At 52.7% G+C, this 18,398-nt stretch carries 18 protein-coding genes; 8 read left to right on the forward strand and 10 right to left on the reverse strand.

The features are described from left to right. Positions 1 to 8: 8 nt before the first annotated feature. From fliE to F3F93_RS11325, 6 genes are all read right to left on the reverse strand, one after another. Positions 9 to 314 carry a flagellar hook-basal body complex protein FliE gene (gene fliE, locus F3F93_RS11300; protein ID WP_176959295.1) on the reverse strand — a complete coding sequence of 102 codons (306 nt, stop codon included), beginning with the start codon at positions 312 to 314 and terminating at the stop codon, positions 9 to 11. Positions 315 to 323: 9 nt separating this feature from the next. Then, complete coding sequence (gene flgC / locus F3F93_RS11305; RefSeq protein ID WP_176959296.1) at positions 324 to 770, reverse strand: flagellar basal body rod protein FlgC; 447 nt, start codon at positions 768 to 770, stop codon at positions 324 to 326. Beyond that, on the reverse strand, positions 770 to 1,177 hold the full coding sequence (gene flgB, locus F3F93_RS11310; RefSeq protein WP_194335052.1) for a flagellar basal body rod protein FlgB: 408 nt from the start codon (positions 1,175 to 1,177) through the stop codon (positions 770 to 772). The genes flgC and flgB overlap by 1 nt, the downstream gene beginning before the upstream one ends. A 51-nt stretch (positions 1,178 to 1,228) precedes the next feature. Next, the gene (locus F3F93_RS11315) at positions 1,229 to 2,593 is read right to left on the reverse strand and encodes a sigma-54 dependent transcriptional regulator (RefSeq protein WP_176959297.1); all 1,365 of its coding nucleotides are present in this window, start codon (positions 2,591 to 2,593) and stop codon (positions 1,229 to 1,231) included. Further along, positions 2,590 to 4,569, reverse strand: a complete 1,980-nt coding sequence (locus F3F93_RS11320; RefSeq protein ID WP_176959298.1) for a tetratricopeptide repeat protein — start codon at positions 4,567 to 4,569, stop codon at positions 2,590 to 2,592. The genes F3F93_RS11315 and F3F93_RS11320 overlap by 4 nt, the downstream gene beginning before the upstream one ends. A 177-nt stretch (positions 4,570 to 4,746) precedes the next feature. After that, complete coding sequence (locus tag F3F93_RS11325; RefSeq protein WP_176959299.1) at positions 4,747 to 6,141, reverse strand: sigma 54-interacting transcriptional regulator; 1,395 nt, start codon at positions 6,139 to 6,141, stop codon at positions 4,747 to 4,749. A 603-nt stretch (positions 6,142 to 6,744) separates the two neighbouring features. On the opposite strand from F3F93_RS11325, the gene F3F93_RS11330 reads away from it, so the two are divergent. The 3 genes from F3F93_RS11330 to F3F93_RS11340 are packed head-to-tail and all read left to right on the forward strand — an operon-like array spanning position 6,745 to position 9,390. Next, positions 6,745 to 7,233 carry a response regulator gene (locus F3F93_RS11330; protein WP_347239252.1) on the forward strand — a complete coding sequence of 163 codons (489 nt, stop codon included), beginning with the start codon at positions 6,745 to 6,747 and terminating at the stop codon, positions 7,231 to 7,233. Then, positions 7,233 to 8,816: an HD domain-containing phosphohydrolase gene (locus F3F93_RS11335; protein ID WP_176959300.1), complete on the forward strand. Its 1,584-nt coding sequence runs from the start codon at positions 7,233 to 7,235 to the stop codon at positions 8,814 to 8,816. Before F3F93_RS11330 ends, F3F93_RS11335 begins: the two co-directional genes overlap by 1 nt. Further along, on the forward strand, positions 8,809 to 9,390 hold the full coding sequence (locus tag F3F93_RS11340) for a PilZ domain-containing protein (protein WP_176959301.1): 582 nt from the start codon (positions 8,809 to 8,811) through the stop codon (positions 9,388 to 9,390). The genes F3F93_RS11335 and F3F93_RS11340 overlap by 8 nt, the downstream gene beginning before the upstream one ends. Before the next feature lie 582 nt (positions 9,391 to 9,972). Here F3F93_RS11340 and F3F93_RS11345 read toward each other — a convergent pair. The 4 genes from F3F93_RS11345 to yhbY form a co-directional block, all read right to left on the reverse strand. Further along, positions 9,973 to 11,208 (reverse strand): GGDEF domain-containing protein, encoded by a 1,236-nt coding sequence (locus tag F3F93_RS11345; RefSeq protein WP_176959302.1) that lies wholly within the window; start codon positions 11,206 to 11,208, stop codon positions 9,973 to 9,975. A 4-nt stretch (positions 11,209 to 11,212) separates the two neighbouring features. Further along, the gene (locus F3F93_RS11350) at positions 11,213 to 11,593 is read right to left on the reverse strand and encodes a hypothetical protein (protein WP_176959303.1); all 381 of its coding nucleotides are present in this window, start codon (positions 11,591 to 11,593) and stop codon (positions 11,213 to 11,215) included. 86 nt (positions 11,594 to 11,679) lie between these two features. Continuing rightward, on the reverse strand, positions 11,680 to 11,952 hold the full coding sequence (locus F3F93_RS11355) for a BolA family protein (RefSeq protein ID WP_176959304.1): 273 nt from the start codon (positions 11,950 to 11,952) through the stop codon (positions 11,680 to 11,682). Then, positions 11,949 to 12,227 carry a ribosome assembly RNA-binding protein YhbY gene (gene yhbY, locus F3F93_RS11360; protein ID WP_176959305.1) on the reverse strand — a complete coding sequence of 93 codons (279 nt, stop codon included), beginning with the start codon at positions 12,225 to 12,227 and terminating at the stop codon, positions 11,949 to 11,951. Before yhbY ends, F3F93_RS11355 begins: the two co-directional genes overlap by 4 nt. Positions 12,228 to 12,395: 168 nt before the next feature. Between yhbY and F3F93_RS11365 the strand changes: the two genes are divergently transcribed. From F3F93_RS11365 to hisS, 5 genes are all read left to right on the forward strand, one after another. Next, complete coding sequence (locus F3F93_RS11365) at positions 12,396 to 13,307, forward strand: diguanylate cyclase (protein ID WP_194335054.1); 912 nt, start codon at positions 12,396 to 12,398, stop codon at positions 13,305 to 13,307. A 119-nt stretch (positions 13,308 to 13,426) separates the two neighbouring features. Beyond that, positions 13,427 to 14,869, forward strand: a complete 1,443-nt coding sequence (locus tag F3F93_RS11370; RefSeq protein ID WP_241697121.1) for an adenylate/guanylate cyclase domain-containing protein — start codon at positions 13,427 to 13,429, stop codon at positions 14,867 to 14,869. Between the two features lie 4 nt (positions 14,870 to 14,873). Beyond that, entirely contained in the window at positions 14,874 to 15,995 is a 1,122-nt protein-coding gene (locus tag F3F93_RS11375) for a hypothetical protein (protein WP_176959306.1), read from the forward strand. A gap of 1 nt (position 15,996) precedes the next feature. Further along, a complete protein-coding gene (ispG, locus tag F3F93_RS11380; RefSeq protein WP_176959307.1) occupies positions 15,997 to 17,097 on the forward strand; it encodes a flavodoxin-dependent (E)-4-hydroxy-3-methylbut-2-enyl-diphosphate synthase in 1,101 nt (366 codons plus the stop codon). Between the two features lie 2 nt (positions 17,098 to 17,099). After that, positions 17,100 to 18,341 carry a histidine--tRNA ligase gene (gene hisS / locus F3F93_RS11385; protein WP_176959308.1) on the forward strand — a complete coding sequence of 414 codons (1,242 nt, stop codon included), beginning with the start codon at positions 17,100 to 17,102 and terminating at the stop codon, positions 18,339 to 18,341. Positions 18,342 to 18,398 lie beyond the last annotated feature (57 nt).

Raw genomic sequence — 18,398 nt, forward strand, 5'->3', positions numbered from 1 at the left:
TAAATCCTCTATACCTGCATGCGGATGATTTCACGGTATGCATCCACCAGTTTATTGCGCACGCCAAGCATCATCTGAAATGAGAGATCAGCCTTCTGGATAGCCATGAGGGTCTCAGAGGTGTTGACGCTTTCACCTGTTGCCAGTGCTACCGATGCGCTGGCCGCAGCTTTTTTGTCATGGTTCATCTGCTCCGTGTAGGCTTTGAGCATTTCACCGAAATTTTCCGCTTTGCCGGATGTGGATTTGTCGCCGACCTGCAGGCTGTTGCTGCCGGTAAGGCCTGTTGTGGGTCCAATGCCTTGAATACTCATGACAATCTCCTATTTCAGCAATTCGAGTGATTTAAGAAACATCCGCTTGGATGCCTCCATGGTTGTTACGTTGGCTTCAAAACTTCTTGCCGCTGAGTTCATATCCACCATCTCTTCCACCGGATTCACATTCGGCATGCGCACGACACCTTTGGCATCGGCATCAGGGTGTGAGGGGTCAAACACCTCACGGAACGGGGTGGGATCCTGCGCCACATGCGATGCTTTTACCGACTGATGACGATCTTTTGCAAAGCTGCTGTTAAATACAGTCGAGAATGACTGTGATGCAGGGGTAGCCTGAAAGACAACCTGTCTGCGCCGGTAGGGGCCGCCATCAGGTGTGCGGGTTGATTCAGCATTGGCGATATTCTCCGCCACAATATCCATGCGCGAGCGCTGGGCGCTCATGCCTGCGGCACTGATATGCATGGAGGATAAAAGGTCATTGGCCATTAGCGATTACCCTCCTTGATGGCGTTGAGCAGACCGCTGATGCGTCCTTTGGCCAGACGCATGGAGAGCTCATGCATCAACTGGTTTTCACTCATGCGTGCCATCTCTTTCTGAACATCAACAGTGTTGCCATCCATTCTGCGGGCCGGGCTGTAATCGAAAACCGAGCTGCTGCTTAAATGGCCGCTACCGCTGTCGCTGATGTGGCCTGCATGGGTGGCGACAGGTTTGCCTGCCCCTTTATGCTGCTGTCTCTCAGCAAGGAAATCGGCAAACGAGCGGTTGTCTACCCTGTAGTTTGGTGTGTCGGCATTGGCAATGTTGCTAGAGGTGACGCCCTGGGCCTTCTCTCTGGCGATCAGAGAGGATTCAATGCGCTGAAATCCTTCGCCTAACATATCAATCATGACTTACACCTCCTCTTGCCCTGGCCGCCAAATATTTATCACAGGCAAAAACTACCCAGCAAGTGACATGCCAGACTCATAGCCCTGTAGCTTATTGCGTAGCGTTCGGATGCTGATACCAAGCAGCTGGGCGGCTTCGGTGCGGTTGCCCTGCACATGTACAAGCGTCTTCTCGATCAGTGTGCGCTCCATATCGCGGATGGTGACTCCCGCCTGCATCGCACTCTCGCCGTGCTCTGTATTTGCACCCATGTTTGCAGGAGCAGGGTCGAGGAAGAGGTGTTCAGGGTGAATGGTATCCCCCTCGGCCATCAGGAAGGCACGATGCATACAGTTTTCAAGTTCGCGTGCATTGCCGGGCCAGGGGTGGGAGGTGAGATGATGAACCGTTGGCCCTGTCAGTTTTGGTGCCGGTTTGCGGTACATGGCGCTGAAACGATCAAGAAAGTGGTTGGCCAGTGGATAGATATCACCTTTACGCTCTCTCAGTGGCGGCAGCTGGATGGTAACCACATTCAGTCGGTAGTAGAGATCCTGTCGGAAATCACCATTTTGAACTGCCTGGGTGATGTCCCTGTTGCTGGTGGCAATAACCCGCACATCGATTTTAACAGGTTTGCTGCCACCGAGTCTGTCGACTTCACCCTCCTGCAGAACACGTAGCAGCTTGGCCTGCAGGTGAACCGGCATCTCAGTGATCTCATCCAGTAACAGGGTGCCTTCATGGGCCAGCTCAAATTTGCCGGGGCGGGCTGAGGTGGCGCCTGTAAAGGCTCCCTTCTCATGGCCGAACAGTTCAGCTTCAAGCACCCCTTCCGGAATAGCTGCACAGTTAATGGCGATGAAATTATTCTCGCGCCGGTTGGAGCAGGCGTGCACGTAACGCGACAGGCGCTCTTTGCCGGTTCCCGACTCGCCAATCACCAGTACGGATGCGCAGCTTGGCGCTACCAGTGCCACACGATCAAGCAGGCGACGAGTCTCAACATCTTCAGTGACAAAGATATCCTGCTGCTTCATGCGGGCCGGGCGCTGCTGTTCACTGGCCTGTTGAGCCAGCGCGCTCTGGTGGCCGCTTTTGCGAATGTATATTTCGAGAATATCGTCAGGCAGAGGTATCAGGCGGTAATCGATGATGCCCATGTGCATCAGGTCGGCGGCGCGGTCGGCCTGACCGTTGTTGGTGAGAATAACCAGATTGGCCTGTGGGTTGTGTTCAAACAGGCGCCGGACAATCGAAGGGGAGGTGACCGTGTCCCAGATAAATACAAGCGCGTCGTTGTCGCAGAGATACTCATGGGTCTGGCTGGGAATTGATTCGATGGCGGTTTGCGGCAGCAGTCTGCCCAGTTGTACACGCAGCTCTGCCTCTTCGTGCTGAGGAAATCCGACCAGTGCTACATTGGAAAGGCTCATTGTTTTTCCCCCAATAGCTGGCCTGCCTGCTGATCTGCCAGTGCCAGCTTGGCCAATGCCGCATAGGTTCCGGCATCTTTTCTCTGTGCCAGTGCCTGCAGGCGCTGCTCGCCCTGCTGAATTTCACCGGTGCGGACCTGACAAACGCCAACATAGTATTCCCATGCGGCGTCACGATCCTTCTCGGCTACCTCCATGTAGAGTTTGCGTGCCTGTCCGTACTCACGGGCAGTAAACAGACTTCTGGCCTGATTGAGTAGTCCCATGCGTTGGTCTGCCCCCTGACTCAGGCGATAGCTCTCCCAGGCTTTGGCTTCACTGTGCCAGTGGCCAAGCGCCGCAGAGACTTCTGCACTGGTACGCCAGAAGTTGGCGCGGGATTCGAGGGCAAGGTCGGAGGCACGCACTGCATTGAGTGTCTGACGCGCCGCCTGCGCCTGCTTCTGGTTCATCTGCATGCGTGCTACTACAGCCAGAATTTCCGGACGGTAAATGGTATACTCGTTGCGATTGAGCCAGCGCATCACCTTTTCTACGCCATCGGAATCCTGACGGTCCATCCACAGCTTGGAGAGCTCAACCATAACGCGCTGGCCGCGAATGCTGGCTTTATTGCTTTTGTATAGTTCACTGAGCAGTTTCTCTGCGCCATCAAAGAGCATCAGCAGGCGCATGGCATGGCCGATGCCAAGGCGAAGCTCCTGCGACAGTCTGGCGCTGGGGCGAAGCTGGGGGTACTGCTTCCAGATCGTCACTGCTTTCAGCCACTGCTCCTGCTTGAGCATGGTGTTAAGGCTGTCCTGCAGCCATATGGCACCCTCTTTGTGGGCGCGTTGGGCAATGCGGCGATCCACTGATGTGGCGGCCCTGGCGTAGGCGTGCAGGGCAGGCGATTCGGCGCGTTCTTCAGCGCTCTCTTTTTCTGTGGCCAAAGAGGCCTTCTCAATGCGTGCCCAGAATTGTGCAAGCCCAAGCATCGCTTCATCTTCAATGAGGGAGAGCTGATTGGAGTCGGCAATTTTTTTCAGTGATACCATGGCGGGAAGAAGCTTCTCTTTCTCGGTCTCATCTTTGAATTCCAGCATCAGTTTGCGGATAAACGCCTTGCGTCCGATGGTGGTTTCAGCCTGACTGGCGGACAGAATGCCGTACTCTTTAATAGCTGCCGCTGTTTTATTGTTATCAGCAATGATATCGGCATGAATAAGGCGTACAATCGGAGCCTGCACACTATTGATATAGCGATGGATAAAATCCTCTGAGAGCGCAAGCGTCTGCTTGTCTTCATTGTTATGCATTAGCTGGATAAAGTTGGCATAGAGAATCGGCTCGCTGGTGATGATCTCCTGCCAGTTTTTATGCACTGCCAGCAGGCTCTTGTAGGCGACCTCAGGGCGCTTCTCCCCTTGATCGACAATAGCCATCCAGGCCATGCCTATGGCTTGCCGATAGCTGTCACTGCCGATTTGCAGGCTGTATTGAAGCAGGTCGCTGCGAGCGTAGGCAAACTGCTCTTGTTCAATGTGGATTCGGGCCATCAGCAGCCAGGCCCGGCGCAGATTTTGCGGTTGTTGATCTTTGGTGATGATTTCACGTGCTGCTGTCACTGCCTTTTTGTGATCCCCCGCCTTCCAGCGCAACCATGCCTTTTGCCAACGCAGTTCGGCGGCTTGGGGGTTTTCAGGAAACTCTTTCAGCGATGCCTCAATGGCCTGAACTGCCAGAGAGATGTTTTCAAAATGTTTATGTGTGGCACGCATAATCTCTGCTTCGGCAATCAGGTTTAAGATCTCCTGTCGCTCGTCGCGCGTGACCTTTTGGGCCTTAAGCACCTTTTCGGCCGTTCGCACGGCTTGTTCGGGATTGCCGTTATTCAGAAAAATGCGAACGGTACGTGTCCGCTCACTCTCCAGCGCGTAGCTGGCAGACGGCAGGGCGAGAATGAGTGCAGTGACGATGATGATAGCGCGGAACATGTTGCGTTATCGCAAGATTCATGCCGAAGACGGCAAGGGCCTTATATTGCGCTGTTTTAATATGAAAAGAACCATGTAATCAGACATTTGGATTGCCCTGATGTCTGCTGTCGCCGGTGCGACCGGATTGCATTTAAGGGGATTTCTGACTGTTGTCACGCGAGCAGTCAGGGCTGCTTAGTTTTCAGCAGGCTGCAGTCCCTTCTTTTTGATTTTTTCAACCAGGGTTGTGCGATTCATAGCCAAAAAATTGGCGGCACGGTTTTTGTTCCAGTTGAAGCGTTTCAGCGCCGACAGGATCAGGTGACTTTCAAATTCATCCACAGTGGCCTTCAGGTCGATCTGCTCTGCAGATGTTACATCCATCTGGAAACTCTGCAGCACGCGTTCTTTGTCGCTGATCATACGCGAGGGGAGGTCTTCAACTCCAACAATGCCGTCACGTTTCAGTGTGGTGACCCGTTCGATAAGGTTTTGCAGTTCGCGAACATTGCCTGGCCAGTTGTAGGAGAGCATGGAGCGTTTGGCTTCATCTGAAAAACCGGTGATGGCTGATCCTTTCTCTTTGTTAAAGTGCGATATAAAGTGGTTGGCAAGCAGCAGAATATCATCGCCACGATCCTTTAGCGGAGCCAGATAAAGAGGAATGACATTAAGTCTGTAGTAGAGATCCTCTCTGAAGCGTCCGGCCATAATCTCTTCTTCAAGATCACGATGGGTAGCGGCGATGACACGCACATCAACATGAATGCTCTGCTGGCTACCGACCGGTTCAAAACAGCGCTCCTGGAGGACACGCAGGAGTTTGACCTGAAGTTTCGGGCTCATGTCACCAATTTCATCAAGGAAGATGGTGCCGCCATTGGCGATCTCAAAGCGTCCCGGCCGGGCACGAATGGCGCCTGTGAATGCCCCTTTCACGTGACCGAACAGCTCGGATTCAAGAAGTTCCTCAGGGATGGCTCCGCAGTTGATGGAGACCATGGGTTTGCCGGAGCGGGAGCCTGATTTATGCAGCGCCTTGGCCAGTACCTCCTTGCCACAGCCGGACTCACCGCTAATGAGGACAGTGCTGTCAGAGTTGGCCAGCAGCTTAATGGTCTCCTGAAGTTTGCGAATCGACTCGCAGTGGCCAATCAACCCCTCTTTGCCGCTTTGGGTACGAATCTGTTCGCGCAGGGAGAGGTTGTCTTTTTTCAATTGTCTGGTTTTCATCAGTTCGCCGATGCGCACCAGCATCTCATCAATATCGAAGGGTTTCTTGAGAAAATCATTGGCTCCAAGCCGGACAGCGTCGACAGCTGTGTCGACTTCGGCGTAGCCGGTCATGATAATGATGCCCATGTCAGGATCGGATTGGCGGAATTCACGCATCAGTTCAATGCCGTTGCCATCGGGAAGGCGCACGTCGAGGATAGTCAGATCAAATTTGCCAATAGACATTGCTTCCTGTGCGCGGGTGGCATTGGCTGCCGCGGTTACATGGTAGCCCGCCGCTTCCAGCGCCTCCTGCAGAATGCATCTGAAGTCATCATTATCTTCAACCAGCAGGATAAATGCAGATTGTTTCACAGTATTTTGCTCCCCTTGTTGCGTCGCCAGCATTGATCAAAGTCAAAATAATGACGGGGCGTTCGGTAAAAGCAAGCATTCTCTGCGTGTAAATAGGGAGGCAGGGCCTGTTTCTCTTTATGGATAGTCAAAATTCCATTGTTTTCATTATGATGTTGTGAAGAAATACTCATAAATCATTGAATTATAAGATAAAGGGCCTTGAATCTTATGTGGAATGCGAGGGTGGCAGAAGGTGATTTAATTTTGACGTTTATGGATTGTTAAAGTTGAGAATATATTCTCCGATATGTACTGATGTATAGTAATTCTGTCTGCAGATGGTGTGCAGCAGAGGAGGTGAGACCACATGGCTATGAGTGTTCAGCCCGTAGATGGCTTAATTCACAGGCTTCTTCAGCAGAATGCCAGACCCTCCTCTGCTCCTGATCGATCTCAGGAAGCCACAAAACCAGCCTCTGACCATGTCAGTCTCTCTGTCGATGCGCGCCCCTCTCAATCTGACTCGGTAAAATCCGAGCTTCCGGCTAGGCTCGGAGAAAAAGCATTGGAATCACACTTGCTAAACCTTTATCGTTCGAATGATAAGTTTGGAGGGTAAGTGTGAAACGCCCCAGGTTGTTGCTGGCCGAAGACGATGAGGCTTTGGCTTCGCTATTAGAAGAGTATCTGCTCGAAGCGAATTATGATGTAACTGTACACCGTCGGGGTGATACGGCTCTGGAGGCATTGGGTCAGGATCGATTCGATCTTGTGCTTACCGACATTGTGATGCCTGGCGCCGATGGTTTGACCCTTCTTCGTCATGTTGTCCATGATGAACTCAGTGACACACTTGTGATCCTGATGACCGGCTACTCCGGCATCGAAAATGCCCTGCATGCTGTTGAGCAGGGGGCCTATGACTTTGTAAGCAAACCTTTTCAACTTCCTGAAATCAGGGTTCGACTCGACAACGCTTCCCGTTATCAGCAACTGCTGCGCAGTTGGAATGAGCTCACGGGGGGGGGCAGCACCGCTGCAGAGGCTGCGTACCCTTCCGGGCATGCGGTGGCCAAGGCTTACGGCCGAAGTTCAACGGGAAATTACTGATGCTGAACCTTCTTATTATTGAGGATCAGCCTGCTGTTCGCGAGGTGGTTGCTGAAATTGCCGGCGAATTAAGTCAGGAGGTAAGGGTTGCGCAGGTCGGTAGCCTTGAAGAGGCGAGAGCTGTTCTGGCTTCAGAAGAGTGGAACGGCCTGATCACTGATATGAGTCTTGGTGATGGCAATGCGCTGGAAATGATTGCTTCACTCAAAGAGGGTGGAGTGAAGATGCCTCCTACCATTCTGATGAGTGGCTTTTTAACCTCAGCCAGAATGGCTCAGGCTCTGCAGTTGGGTATTGAGCATGTGCTGGCCAAACCCTTTGCTCCTGATGTGCTGCTTGATTGTCTGGAGAAGATGCTCAGCAAAGATGAAGAGCATGCGGTTGCCTCGGCAGACAAACCTAAACGCCAGCAGCGCTCTTCTGATCGACTGCTTCCTGAAATGTTTGAGATGGATCGCCGCCTCGGCCTCGTCTATCGAATGTTCGATGAGATTCCCGCTCAGCACGATGTCTCGTCTGTCTGCTCAAGTGCTTTGAATCTTGCTGTTGAGGTGGTACATGCCAAGGGCGGCTATCTTGCCTTTTTTGAGCGCAGTCATCACAAGCTTGTCATGGTCTCTTCCCAGGGTATGGGAGAGGTTGCACCATCCTGTACGCTTGATGAGACCTCCTTTCAGCCGCTGGTTGCCGGTGAAGAAGAGCTTATTCAATCCTTTCCTGATGCTCCGGGTATCTGCTGGCCGGGAGTGGATGAGCCTCATCATGTTGCCATTCCTGTTCGTCTGCAGGGTGTTTCGATGGGAGTGCTCTGCCTGCTTGATCCGGCATCAAGTGAGCCACTGAAGAGCGAGACCCGTCAGATGCTGGGGCTGCTGGTCAAGGAGCTCGATACGCTGCTGGATAATCGTGCGGTGCATGCGGCGCTCGCCGATAACATGCGCGAAACATTGATTGCCCTCGTACGCTCACTGGAAGCGCGAGATCGTTACACCCGGGATCACTCAGGACGGGTAGGGTCGCTATCGGCCATTCTGGCCGAGGATATGGGGTTGGATCAGGACCGCGTTGATCTGATTCGCACAGGTGGTCTGCTGCATGATATTGGCAAGTGCGGCATTCCTGATGCGGTGCTGCTCAAGCCGGATCGCTATACCGAGAATGAGTTTGCTATCATGAAGGCGCATCCGGCGATTGGTGACAATATCCTGAAAAACATGGATACCATGATCAGGGAGCGGTTGATGCTGCGTCATCATCATGAGCGGTATGACGGGCTCGGTTATCCTGACAGGCTGGCCGGTGAGGATATTCCTCTTGAGGCGCGTATTGTCTGTGTTGCCGATGCCATCGATGCAATGACCACACATCGCGTTTATCGAATGGCAAGACCACTCTCTTTCTGTGTCGAGCAGCTGAAGGCCGGTTCTGGCACGCAATTTGATCCGGAGATTGTGAAGGTAGCCCTTGCCGCGATTGAGCGCGGGGTGGTGAGTACACAGGCAGAGGGGCAGCAGAACATTGAGGGTGTTATGCCTCTGTCGGCCCTGATATCTGTTAAAACTGAGGTTCGTAACTATGGCTAAAGCGCAAAAAGATCATGGCAGACAGGATTTTCGTGTTAACGACATGATTCCTATTAGCGACGAAAAAATGACGCAGGAAGCTTTCGAGATTAATAAGACCAAGGTGGGGATTAAGTCGCGCCAGAGTAGTATGCTGCAGGAGATGGTCGGTGGCCGTGATCTGTTCAGTGGCGAAGCCCATGAGGGCATGAATCCTGATGTTGCCAGTATGTTGGAGTCACTTGATGCCAAGCTCAACTATCTGATCGGTGTCAATGTGCTCAATGATGCCAGTCATAGTGAGCTGGAGGAGCGGGCTGTGAATCTGAGTGTGACCGGCGTGAGCTTTGTTACCTCCAATCAATATGCTCCCGGCGATAAGACAAAAATCACGTTGATGCTGCCCTCGTTCCCTCCCTCTACACTGGAGTTGCTGGGGACTGTGCGAAGGGTGGAGTCCAGAGATGGCAAGCGCATCTGGATTGGTGTCCAGTTCTATTATCGCTGTGATGAAGAGGAGGACTCTATTCAGAAGTATGTTTATCGCCGACATCGTGAAACGATTCGCTCCAGAAGCAGGAACAGGGATGGTTGAACCTGTTTTTACAACGTATCCGTTACATCAAGAGGGCTGATATAGCCCTCTTTTTTTTAGGTTCATCGCGCAATTACGGGAATGATCCTCATAGGAACTGAGTTGCTTCATTCAAACCAAAGGCAATGTAAGTGAATATATATTCACTTGTCCTTTCTTTGATGGCAAAGAAAGAACGAAAGAAAGCCACCCCGGAACCAGCCAGCCCTTCGGGTTCCCGATCCTGCATATTAAAAATCGGCCACGGCTCCGCCGCTCTTCTCCGATTTTGAATATTTGTCTCGGCAGCCTGCTAACGGGGGATCAAACGACACTGTTCCAGCCGCAAGATTGAGTTGGCTTTTAATCCCGCTCCAAGATGCGCCGGAGTATTTATTGTTCAATGGAAAGAGGCGAAAATAGTTTCGCCCCATTGAACGATAAATACGCAGGGAGAAGCAGATTGCCGGGCAGCTTTCTTTGGTTCGTTTCTTTTCTGGAAAAGAAATGAACAGATAAATCTACCATTATAGCAGGAGAGGATACGCCTCCAGTTTTGATTTACTAAGACTGTTTTCCCGGACTTCCGCGAAGAACCTTTTTTTATGCCTGACTGGAGACTGTGATTTGGTTGCGACCGTTTCTCTTTGATTGGTAGAGCGCCTCATCAGCAGCTTTGAAGGTATTGGCATGATCTGTGCCGGGAAGGTGCTCGGCGATACCGATGCTGGCGGTGATATCAATCATGCCTGCAGTTGTTTTGAATGATTTCATCTCAATGGAGTGGCGCAGTGTTTCAGCCAGGTGTGTACTGTTCTCAAGGTCTGTGTCGGGGAAGATGACGCAGAACTCTTCGCCACCCACGCGTGCGGCCAGGTCCGTGCTGCGTGTGCAGGCATCAAGCATTTGGGCCATCTGCTGTAATACCTCATCTCCGACATCGTGACCATGGGTGTCATTGATCTGTTTAAAGTGGTCGATATCAACAACCAGAAAACAGAACCTGGACTGGCCTAGTGTTTTAAGATATTCCGCTAGGCGTCTGCGGTTGGCAAGGCCTGTAAGCGGATCGTTGCGAGCCTCAGACTCAGCCTCTTCAAGCTGTCTGGAGAGCGAGGAGAGTTTTTCGACGTTGAGCTGGATCGATTGATGCAGCTTTTCACTGGCACTGCTCAGTTTGTTGCCAGCTGAGAGGATGCCCATGCGCGCCTTCTGCAGAACAGCTCTGGCCTGTTCGATATCATCCGGAAGCTCCTGCTCCAGTAGCTGTTTGGCCTGTTTCAACTCATCAGACTCTTCACCGGCCTCTTCCAGTACATTTGAGATTGCCTGCAGTGATGGAGCGAGTGCATCGACCAGCTGCTCCAGTTCATTTCTCATTGCCGCATCGTGCTGCAGGTGCTGCTGCAGCAGTTGTTGCAGGTGGCGGGCGGCGCGTTGCAGTGAGTCTCGCTTGGGGGCTTTTTCACCAATCATGCCGCAGGTGCTGTCAAGCAGGGCACGGGTGACAGGGATATCCTGCAGGGCCTGCATAATCAGCATCTGCCGCTGCTCTACCTGAGCCTCTACTGCTGCTTTGGCATCGTCAGGGATGGTGCCGCTGTGAGTGGGGCGAAGCAGTGGGCCATGCTGGGCGTCGAGCAGCTTCGCGAATTGCTGGATGGCCCAAAGGTGCGTGCTGTTCGGAATGCCGGGGTTCTGTCTGATCTGCTCAAGGGCGGCAATCATGCGGCGCGTGGTGGTACGAAGTTCAATATCATCTGGCATAGCGGCAAGGACGACAGGGCGAACCACATCCATGTCATCAAGGAGTTTGTTGAGTAGTTCGACCTGGCTCATAGCATCAGGACTGCAGAGAGCGCATGCGTTCAGTCTCAACGGCCAGCAGGGTGTCAGCCTCTCGCAGCTCTTTGTTCTGGGTGTTGGCAGAAAGATGCTGTTGCACCTGATTTCGCAGCTGCTCAATGTCGGAGATCATCTGCGGGGATGGTGCGTTGCCGGACTCCAGGCACTGCATGGCCTGATCCAGCAGGGATACGCTTTCGTTGAGGGCTTGCCATGCACGTTTTTCTGGCTCATGTGCGGGCGTCTGCTCGTTGCTTTCAATCTCGCGTGTATCAGAAATTTCAGCGTCAAACAGGGTCTGGAACACACCTGTTGTGCCGCTCTGTTTGGTTTTTCGGGTTGTTTGGCCGGATACCGGTAAATTATTATGGATTTTCATCACGGGCCCCGCTCTGCTTAATAGTCTCTCTCATCGGAATGCAAGCTCGCAAGAAACGGGCCAGATGTGGCGATGCGATCCGTTGGCTACGCTGTTTCACTGCCTTCTGTCTTGATGCTGACGGCATGAATGGTGGCAGGAAATAGCGGCTTTAAGGCCTGCATCACTTTTCTGTGGCTCTGCATGCGTGAGAGGCCATTGAAGGCAGCGGCTTTAATCTGAACGATGAAGTGCCCGCCGCCGCTCTCTTTTGCGCCTGCATGACCAGCATGTTTCCAGGATTCATCTTCGATTTGAATCGATTCCGGCGCGAATTCAGCCTCTAGCGTGTGCTGGATGAGCTTGATTCTCTGACTCAAGAATCGGACTCTTTTTTGCGATAGAGGGTGCAGACTTTGCCGATATAGTTGACAATTTCTGCCCCGGTTTTTGCTGCCAGTGTTTCACCGGCCGCCTTGCGCACAGTGCGATCATCTTCAGCGATGTGAACTTTAATCAGCTCGTGGATATTGAGCGCCAGCTCGGTCTCTGCAATCAGGTTCTCAGTAATGCCTTTCTGGCCGATTCTGATAACCGGCTTTAAGGGGTGAGCTCTGGTTTTCAGTGCTGCAATCTGTTTATTATTAAGGGCCATATATATTCTCCGGCGGCGCATACTAGGTGTTGTTTGTGAAGATGAAAATCAAACTCTTCAGGCGTGGGTTGAGAGCTGCTACAGGATGTTGCTGGCATTTGTAGATAAGGGGGCAGAAAGTCTCCGGATCTGCTTTTTTTATCTTATTTTTTGCGTAGGGTGGCTGTTATGACGAATGTATTGAAAGAAGATCCGCATCGTGCCGTGATTCTTGGCGCCAGCAATGGTGGTACTGCCATTCTCGAGATGTTGCTGGAAGAGGATCTGGTTGAAGTGATTGCCGTAGTCGATCGTAACGCGGATGCACCGGGTCTGGCTCTGGCCAGAGAGCATGGCATACCTGTCTACTCCGATCTGGAGGAGGCTTTGAAAGATGGTGCGCCATGTGTTGCCTTTAACATGACCAATAATGAGATGGTTGAGGCAGTGGCTTCAGAGATACTCGGTGCTGGCGGTGTCATCGGTGGCATGGAAGCCAAACTGATTCTGCGTATTATCAATAATATGAAACAGGCCAAGGCGGAGCTCCATTTTCAGGCCAGCCATGATCTGTTAACCGGTCTGTATAATCGTCGCCATATGATGGAGCAGTTGCATCAGGGGGTGTCTCAGGCGGTTCGTTATCAACACGACTATGCTGTTGTGATGATCGATCTTGATCACTTCAAACAGGTGAACGATGTCCACGGCCATGCCGCGGGTGATCTGGTGCTTTCGCATATGGCGCGGGTGCTCAGGGAGTGCGTGCGCGAGTCTGATGTGCCCGGCCGCTGGGGAGGGGAGGAGTTCATTGTTCTGCTTCCGCATACCACGCTGAAAGGTGCAAAAAAGGCGGTGGATACCTGGCTGCATCACCTTAACTCATCACCAGTTCGTCTGGAGAGCGGTGAAATTGTCACGGTTGGTTTTTCAGCTGGTGTTGCCATACTTGAAGGTAATGAAAAGGCTGATGTAAACAAGCTGGTTAACCGTCTGCTGCATGTTGCAGACGGGCGCATGTATTTGGCTAAAGAGCAGGGACGTAACAGGGTGATCATTGAAGGTGATATTCCTGATGCCGTTCTTGGCAAGAGCATCTGAGAGGCCGGGCTGCGCCGCTTCTCCAGCGTTGCCCCAAATGGGCGTTTGGATAGAGTGGAGCTGTGCAGACGGATGAATTAAAGCCACAGAAAACCCGGCAAGAGAGCGCTGATTCCCTCATGGATACAGTGAAAACTTTTGTGCCGCGCATGCCGATTCGCTGGCGCTGGACGATGCTTGTTGGTTTGACCGTTGCGCTGGCCGTTGTTTTTCTCTTCTTTGTGATTCTGGATATTGAGCGAGATGCCTGGCTTGAGAGCCAGGCGGCTCAGGCGGAGTTGCAGGTGGATCGTCTGACTGATGAGTTGAAGCTGCCTATGCTCTCCGGTAGTAGCGCTGAGACAGATCTTGTGGTGCAGGGGTTTCTGGAAAAGGTGCCGACCGTACTGGGTGTTCTGCTCAGGAATGCCAATGGTAAAACCCGATCTTATGGCGATGTTGGCAGTGACAGTGATCCGGTCGCTGCGATGTCGGTGTCTAACAGTGTAAGTCGCCTGCCGGTGGCAGCACTCTGGTATAGTAAAGGTGTGTTGTACGCAGACACCTCGCTGGGTTCCGTGGCTGTGCGTTTCTCCGAGCAGGCGTGGCAGGATATCGCCGGCAAGTTGGGGCAGAAGATCTCAATTGCTGCGGTCATTGTTGTTCTCTTTTCCGCCTTGTGGGTCTACTGGCTTGCCGGGCGCATGAGTAAACCGCTTGAGATGCTGGCTGATGCGGCAAGACAGGTGGCATCAGGTGACTACCATGTGGATATGCGGGTCTCCGGTAATGATGAGATTTCTGATGCGGTGTCCCAGTTCAATGTGATGGCGCGGGAGCTTGCCCATAAGGAGAAGTTGCGCGAGGAGTTTGGCCGTTATCTCAATCCAAAACTTGTAACCGATATGTTTGATGGTGGTTCAACCCGATTAGAGAACCATCGCCAGGAGGTTACTGTTCTGTTTGCGGATATGGTTCATTTTACATCCTTTTCAGAATCCACAGATACCGGCGAGGTGGTGAATATCCTTAATACCCATTTTGAGGTGTTTCACCGCATCATCGCGTACTATGGTGGCCATGTGGATAAATATATCGGTGATGCTGTGATGGCGGTCTTTAATCACCCCTTTGCGGATAAGGATCATGCCCGCCATGCCGCCAAAGCGGGGCTGGCTATCGCCATTGCCTGTCAGTCGCTGGGTATAAAACGTTCAGATGGCGATCCTATAAGTTTTCGCATAGGCATGAATTGTGGTCAGGCTATTGCCGGCAATATCGGTGCAGCCAAGCGCCTTGAGTATACGGTGATTGGTGATGCGGTGAATGTGGCGTCACGTATGTGTGGTATCGGGCAGGGTGGCACTTTGGTGATGCCCAGAGCTACCTTTGCATCTCTGGGACAGGGTTTTGTCTTTGAGAGTATAGGTGAACGGGATATTAAAGGCGTGAGCACAGAGCTTGAACTGGGTGTGGTGAGTGTGAAGAGCAAACAGGTGGCGCGTAATATTGAACACGTCGTTGGGCTGGCTTTTGATCTCCAGCTCCCAGAGGATGTGCGTCAGATGGCAGGGGAGGTATAAACTGATGAAACGTCTTCTGCTACTGCTTCTGTTGAGTCTGTTTCTCTCTGCCTGTGCTGCAACCAAAAGTGTGATGTTCGAAAACGGCATTCGTTTTCAGGTGATGAATCCTTACGTGGAGATCAAGTACGATTTTGAACGCGGTCGCATCATGCAGGCCAGGGAGCGGGTGCTGGCGCTGGATAAAAAACATCAGGATTACGCTGTAGCCCGGAAATATCTGGAAAAAACCATCGAACCGGCGCGTAGAAGGCTGTTTGTGCACTATCTGCGCACGGCCAAACGGTTTGAGACCCAGAAGCAGTGGGCCGATGCAATGGAAGCCTATGCGCAGGCAAAGTCGGTAACTATTAAACCTGATGTGATGGAGGCCAAACGCTCCGAAATGGAGTTCAGATTGCGCCAGCTGCGTCTGGATCGGCTGCTCAGATTGCGGCGCAGTGAGGATGCTGTGTGGTTGGCAAATCTGCCCGCTTATGAACCGCCCAAGGGGGTGGATGGTAAAGATGAGGTCTACCTGCGCCAGAGAGAGGTCTATAATGAGGCGCTGGATGAGCGTGCCGATAGTGCATACAGTGAGGCTAAACTCTATCTGCGCAGGAATCAGCCTGAGATCGCCTACATCGAAATAGAGTCTCATCTGCGGCTGCAGCCTGATTCGGGCAGGGGCAAAAGATTGCTCAGTGAAATCAGTAGTGAGATGCCTAAGCAGATCACCATCAGTGGCAACGTTGCCACCAGGAAATCGACACAAAACAAGCGCACCTCAACACCGAAAGCTGTGAGCGCTGAACAGATTCATGAAGCTATGAAGCAGGGTGAACTGCTTGAGGCAAAGCGGTTGTTACAGAGTTATCGCCGCAGTGACGGCAAGGATGCAGACAAACTGTTGAGTCAGGTACAGAAGCGGATTGAAGCCAGGGCAGCTGATCTGTTTGCGGCCGGAAGCAAGGCGTTTCGCAAAGAGAAGCTGGATGAGGCGATCGCTTTCTGGAGTGATAGTGTGACCCTGATGCCCGAGCAGGCGGAGTATGTCGAAGCACTGCATCGCGTCAGGCAGTTGAAAGAGCGGTTGAACCTTCTGCGTGAGCAGAAAGAGACCGACCCGGTTCCAGAAGAGGAGTAAGATGCGGGATCAGATTGTTCAAGCCAGAAAAAAAACAAAGACGATTCATGTCGGTGGTGTGCCGGTAGGCGGTGATGCGCCGATAGCCGTGCAGTCGATGACCAATACGTTGACCACCGATATCGATGCCACTGTGGCGCAGGTGCACAGGCTGGAGCAGGCGGGTGCAGATATTGTGCGCATCTCGGTGCCCGATCCTGAGTCGGCTGCAGCGATGCCTGAGATTCTGGCCCAGACGACTGTGCCAATCATCGCTGATATCCATTTCAGTTATAAGATGGCACTGGCTTCTCTGGAGGCCGGGGTGCATGGCCTGCGTCTGAATCCGGGCAATATCGGTTCGCGTGATCGCGTTGAGAGGGTGGTGAAGGCCGCTGCAGAGCGTAACATCTCCATTCGCATTGGTGTTAATGCAGGCTCGCTTGAGAAGGAGCTGAATGAGAAGTATGGCGAGCCGTGTGCCGATGCGATGGTGGAGTCAGCACTCCGCCATATCAGGATACTGGAGGAGATGAACTTTTCCGACATCAAGGTCTCCCTGAAAGCCAGTAACATTCCCATGACTGTGGCTGCCTATCGCAAGCTGGCTGAGCAGGTCGATTATCCTCTGCATCTGGGTATCACGGAGTCAGGAAGCCTGTTTGGCGGTACGGTGAAATCTTCCGTTGGTCTGGGGCTGCTGCTGGCTGAGGGCATCGGAGATACTATTCGTGTCTCGCTTGCTGCCGAGCCGGAAGAGGAGGTGCGAGTCGGTTTTGAGATTCTTAAATCGCTCGGGCTTCGTCATCGAGGCGTGAACCTGATCGCCTGCCCGAGCTGTGCCCGGCAGAAGTTTAATGTGATTCAGACGGTGGCCGAGCTTGAGAAGCGGGTGGCGCACATCCATGAGAATATCGATGTGGCGGTGATTGGCTGTGTGGTCAACGGGCCGGGTGAAGCCAAAGAGGCCGAAGTGGGGCTTACCGGCGGTTATCCGGTGCATATGCTCTATCGCGATGGTGAGAAAGCGGAAAAGATTAAACAGGATCAGATTCTTGATGTGCTGGTTGCAGATATTGAAAAGCGCGCTGCGGCCAAACGGGCAGAGCAGGAGAAGGATTAATAATGGCTGGAAAAAGTTTACAGAGTATTCGCGGCATCCATGACGGTCTGCCTGATGAGGTAAGACGATTTCAGAGGGTGGAGCAGGCGGCACGCAACACTTTTGCAACCTATGCCTGCTCCGAGGTGCGCCTGCCTGTTTTAGAGCCGACTGAGCTGTTTGTGCGCTCCATCGGTGAAGAGACCGACATTGTCTCTAAAGAGATGTACAGCTTCATCGATCAGGGCAACGATAATATATGCCTGCGTCCGGAGGGTACAGCGGGTGCCGTGCGAGCCTATCTGCAGGGCGGATTAACCCGTGCCGGTGCCCAGCGCTGGTTTTATGCCGGGCCGATGTTCCGCCGTGAGCGGCCACAGAAGGGGCGCTTAAGGCAGTTCCAGCAGATTGGTGTGGAGTGGTTTGGTGTCTCCGGTCCGGTTGAAGATGCCGAAGTGCTGGCCATGGCGCATGCATTTCTCACTGAGTTGGCTATTTCAGATCTCAGACTTGAGGTGAACTCGCTCGGCTGCAAGGCATGCAGGCCGACTTACCGCGATATACTTGTTGAATATCTGGAAGCCGGAAAAGAGCAGTTGTGTGAAACCTGCAATGAGCGTATCGCCAAAAACCCGATGCGTGTACTCGATTGCAAAGTGACTTCGTGCCAGTCAGCACTGAGCGATGCGCCGGAGATGGTGGATCATCTTTGTGATCTCTGCGAATCCCATTTCGATGGTCTGAAGCAGGGCTTGGATGCACTGGCTGTACCCTATGTGATGAATGCCCGCATTGTGCGCGGTCTGGATTACTACAATCGCACCGCCTTCGAGTTTGTCACCGATAAACTCGGTGCACAGGGCACAGTGCTGGCTGGCGGTCGTTACGATGGACTGGTTGAAAGTCTTGGTGGCCCGGCGACCCCTGCTATCGGTTTTGCAGCAGGTGTTGAGCGGCTGGCGATGCTGCTGGATGACAATGAAGAGGGCTGCGTGGATGTTGCTGTTGTCGCCCTCGGCGCTGAGGTGTTGAACTACTCACTTACTCAGGCTGCAGGGCTGCGAGAAGCTGGTCTGTCCGTTGTGCATTGTGGTGGTGGTGCAGCCAAACGACAGTTCAGGATGGCGGATCGAGAGTCGGCCCGTTTTGTTGCAGTGATTGGTGGTGATGAGATGGAATCCGGCAAGATAGCTCTGAAAAACATGGCCAGTGGTGAGCAGAATATACTCTCTCTTGATGAGGTGGTTCAGGCCATCTCAACCTAAGTTTCCCGGGAAGGGGAAAGTAAAAAGGAGCTGCATATGCAGCTCCTTTTCTATGTG

This window comes from Mariprofundus sp. KV (assembly GCF_013387475.1).
GTDB lineage: Bacteria > Pseudomonadota > Zetaproteobacteria > Mariprofundales > Mariprofundaceae > Mariprofundus.

Excerpts from the sequence above, each read along its gene's own strand:
- F3F93_RS11340 (WP_176959301.1), top strand. The coding sequence starts at position 8,809 with ATGGCTAAAGCGCAAAAAGATCATGGCAGACAGGATTTTCGTGTTAAC.
- F3F93_RS11320 (WP_176959298.1), bottom strand. The coding sequence starts at position 4,569 with ATGTTCCGCGCTATCATCATCGTCACTGCACTCATTCTCGCCCTGCCG.
- ispG (WP_176959307.1), top strand. The coding sequence starts at position 15,997 with ATGCGGGATCAGATTGTTCAAGCCAGAAAAAAAACAAAGACGATTCAT.
- F3F93_RS11345 (WP_176959302.1), bottom strand. The coding sequence starts at position 11,208 with ATGAGCCAGGTCGAACTACTCAACAAACTCCTTGATGACATGGATGTG.
- F3F93_RS11375 (WP_176959306.1), top strand. The coding sequence starts at position 14,874 with ATGAAACGTCTTCTGCTACTGCTTCTGTTGAGTCTGTTTCTCTCTGCC.
- yhbY (WP_176959305.1), bottom strand. The coding sequence starts at position 12,227 with ATGGCCCTTAATAATAAACAGATTGCAGCACTGAAAACCAGAGCTCAC.
- F3F93_RS11370 (WP_241697121.1), top strand. The coding sequence starts at position 13,427 with ATGGATACAGTGAAAACTTTTGTGCCGCGCATGCCGATTCGCTGGCGC.
- fliE (WP_176959295.1), bottom strand. The coding sequence starts at position 314 with ATGAGTATTCAAGGCATTGGACCCACAACAGGCCTTACCGGCAGCAAC.
- F3F93_RS11335 (WP_176959300.1), top strand. The coding sequence starts at position 7,233 with ATGCTGAACCTTCTTATTATTGAGGATCAGCCTGCTGTTCGCGAGGTG.
- F3F93_RS11365 (WP_194335054.1), top strand. The coding sequence starts at position 12,396 with ATGACGAATGTATTGAAAGAAGATCCGCATCGTGCCGTGATTCTTGGC.
- F3F93_RS11350 (WP_176959303.1), bottom strand. The coding sequence starts at position 11,593 with ATGAAAATCCATAATAATTTACCGGTATCCGGCCAAACAACCCGAAAA.
- flgB (WP_194335052.1), bottom strand. The coding sequence starts at position 1,177 with ATGATTGATATGTTAGGCGAAGGATTTCAGCGCATTGAATCCTCTCTG.
- flgC (WP_176959296.1), bottom strand. The coding sequence starts at position 770 with ATGGCCAATGACCTTTTATCCTCCATGCATATCAGTGCCGCAGGCATG.
- F3F93_RS11315 (WP_176959297.1), bottom strand. The coding sequence starts at position 2,593 with ATGAGCCTTTCCAATGTAGCACTGGTCGGATTTCCTCAGCACGAAGAG.
- hisS (WP_176959308.1), top strand. The coding sequence starts at position 17,100 with ATGGCTGGAAAAAGTTTACAGAGTATTCGCGGCATCCATGACGGTCTG.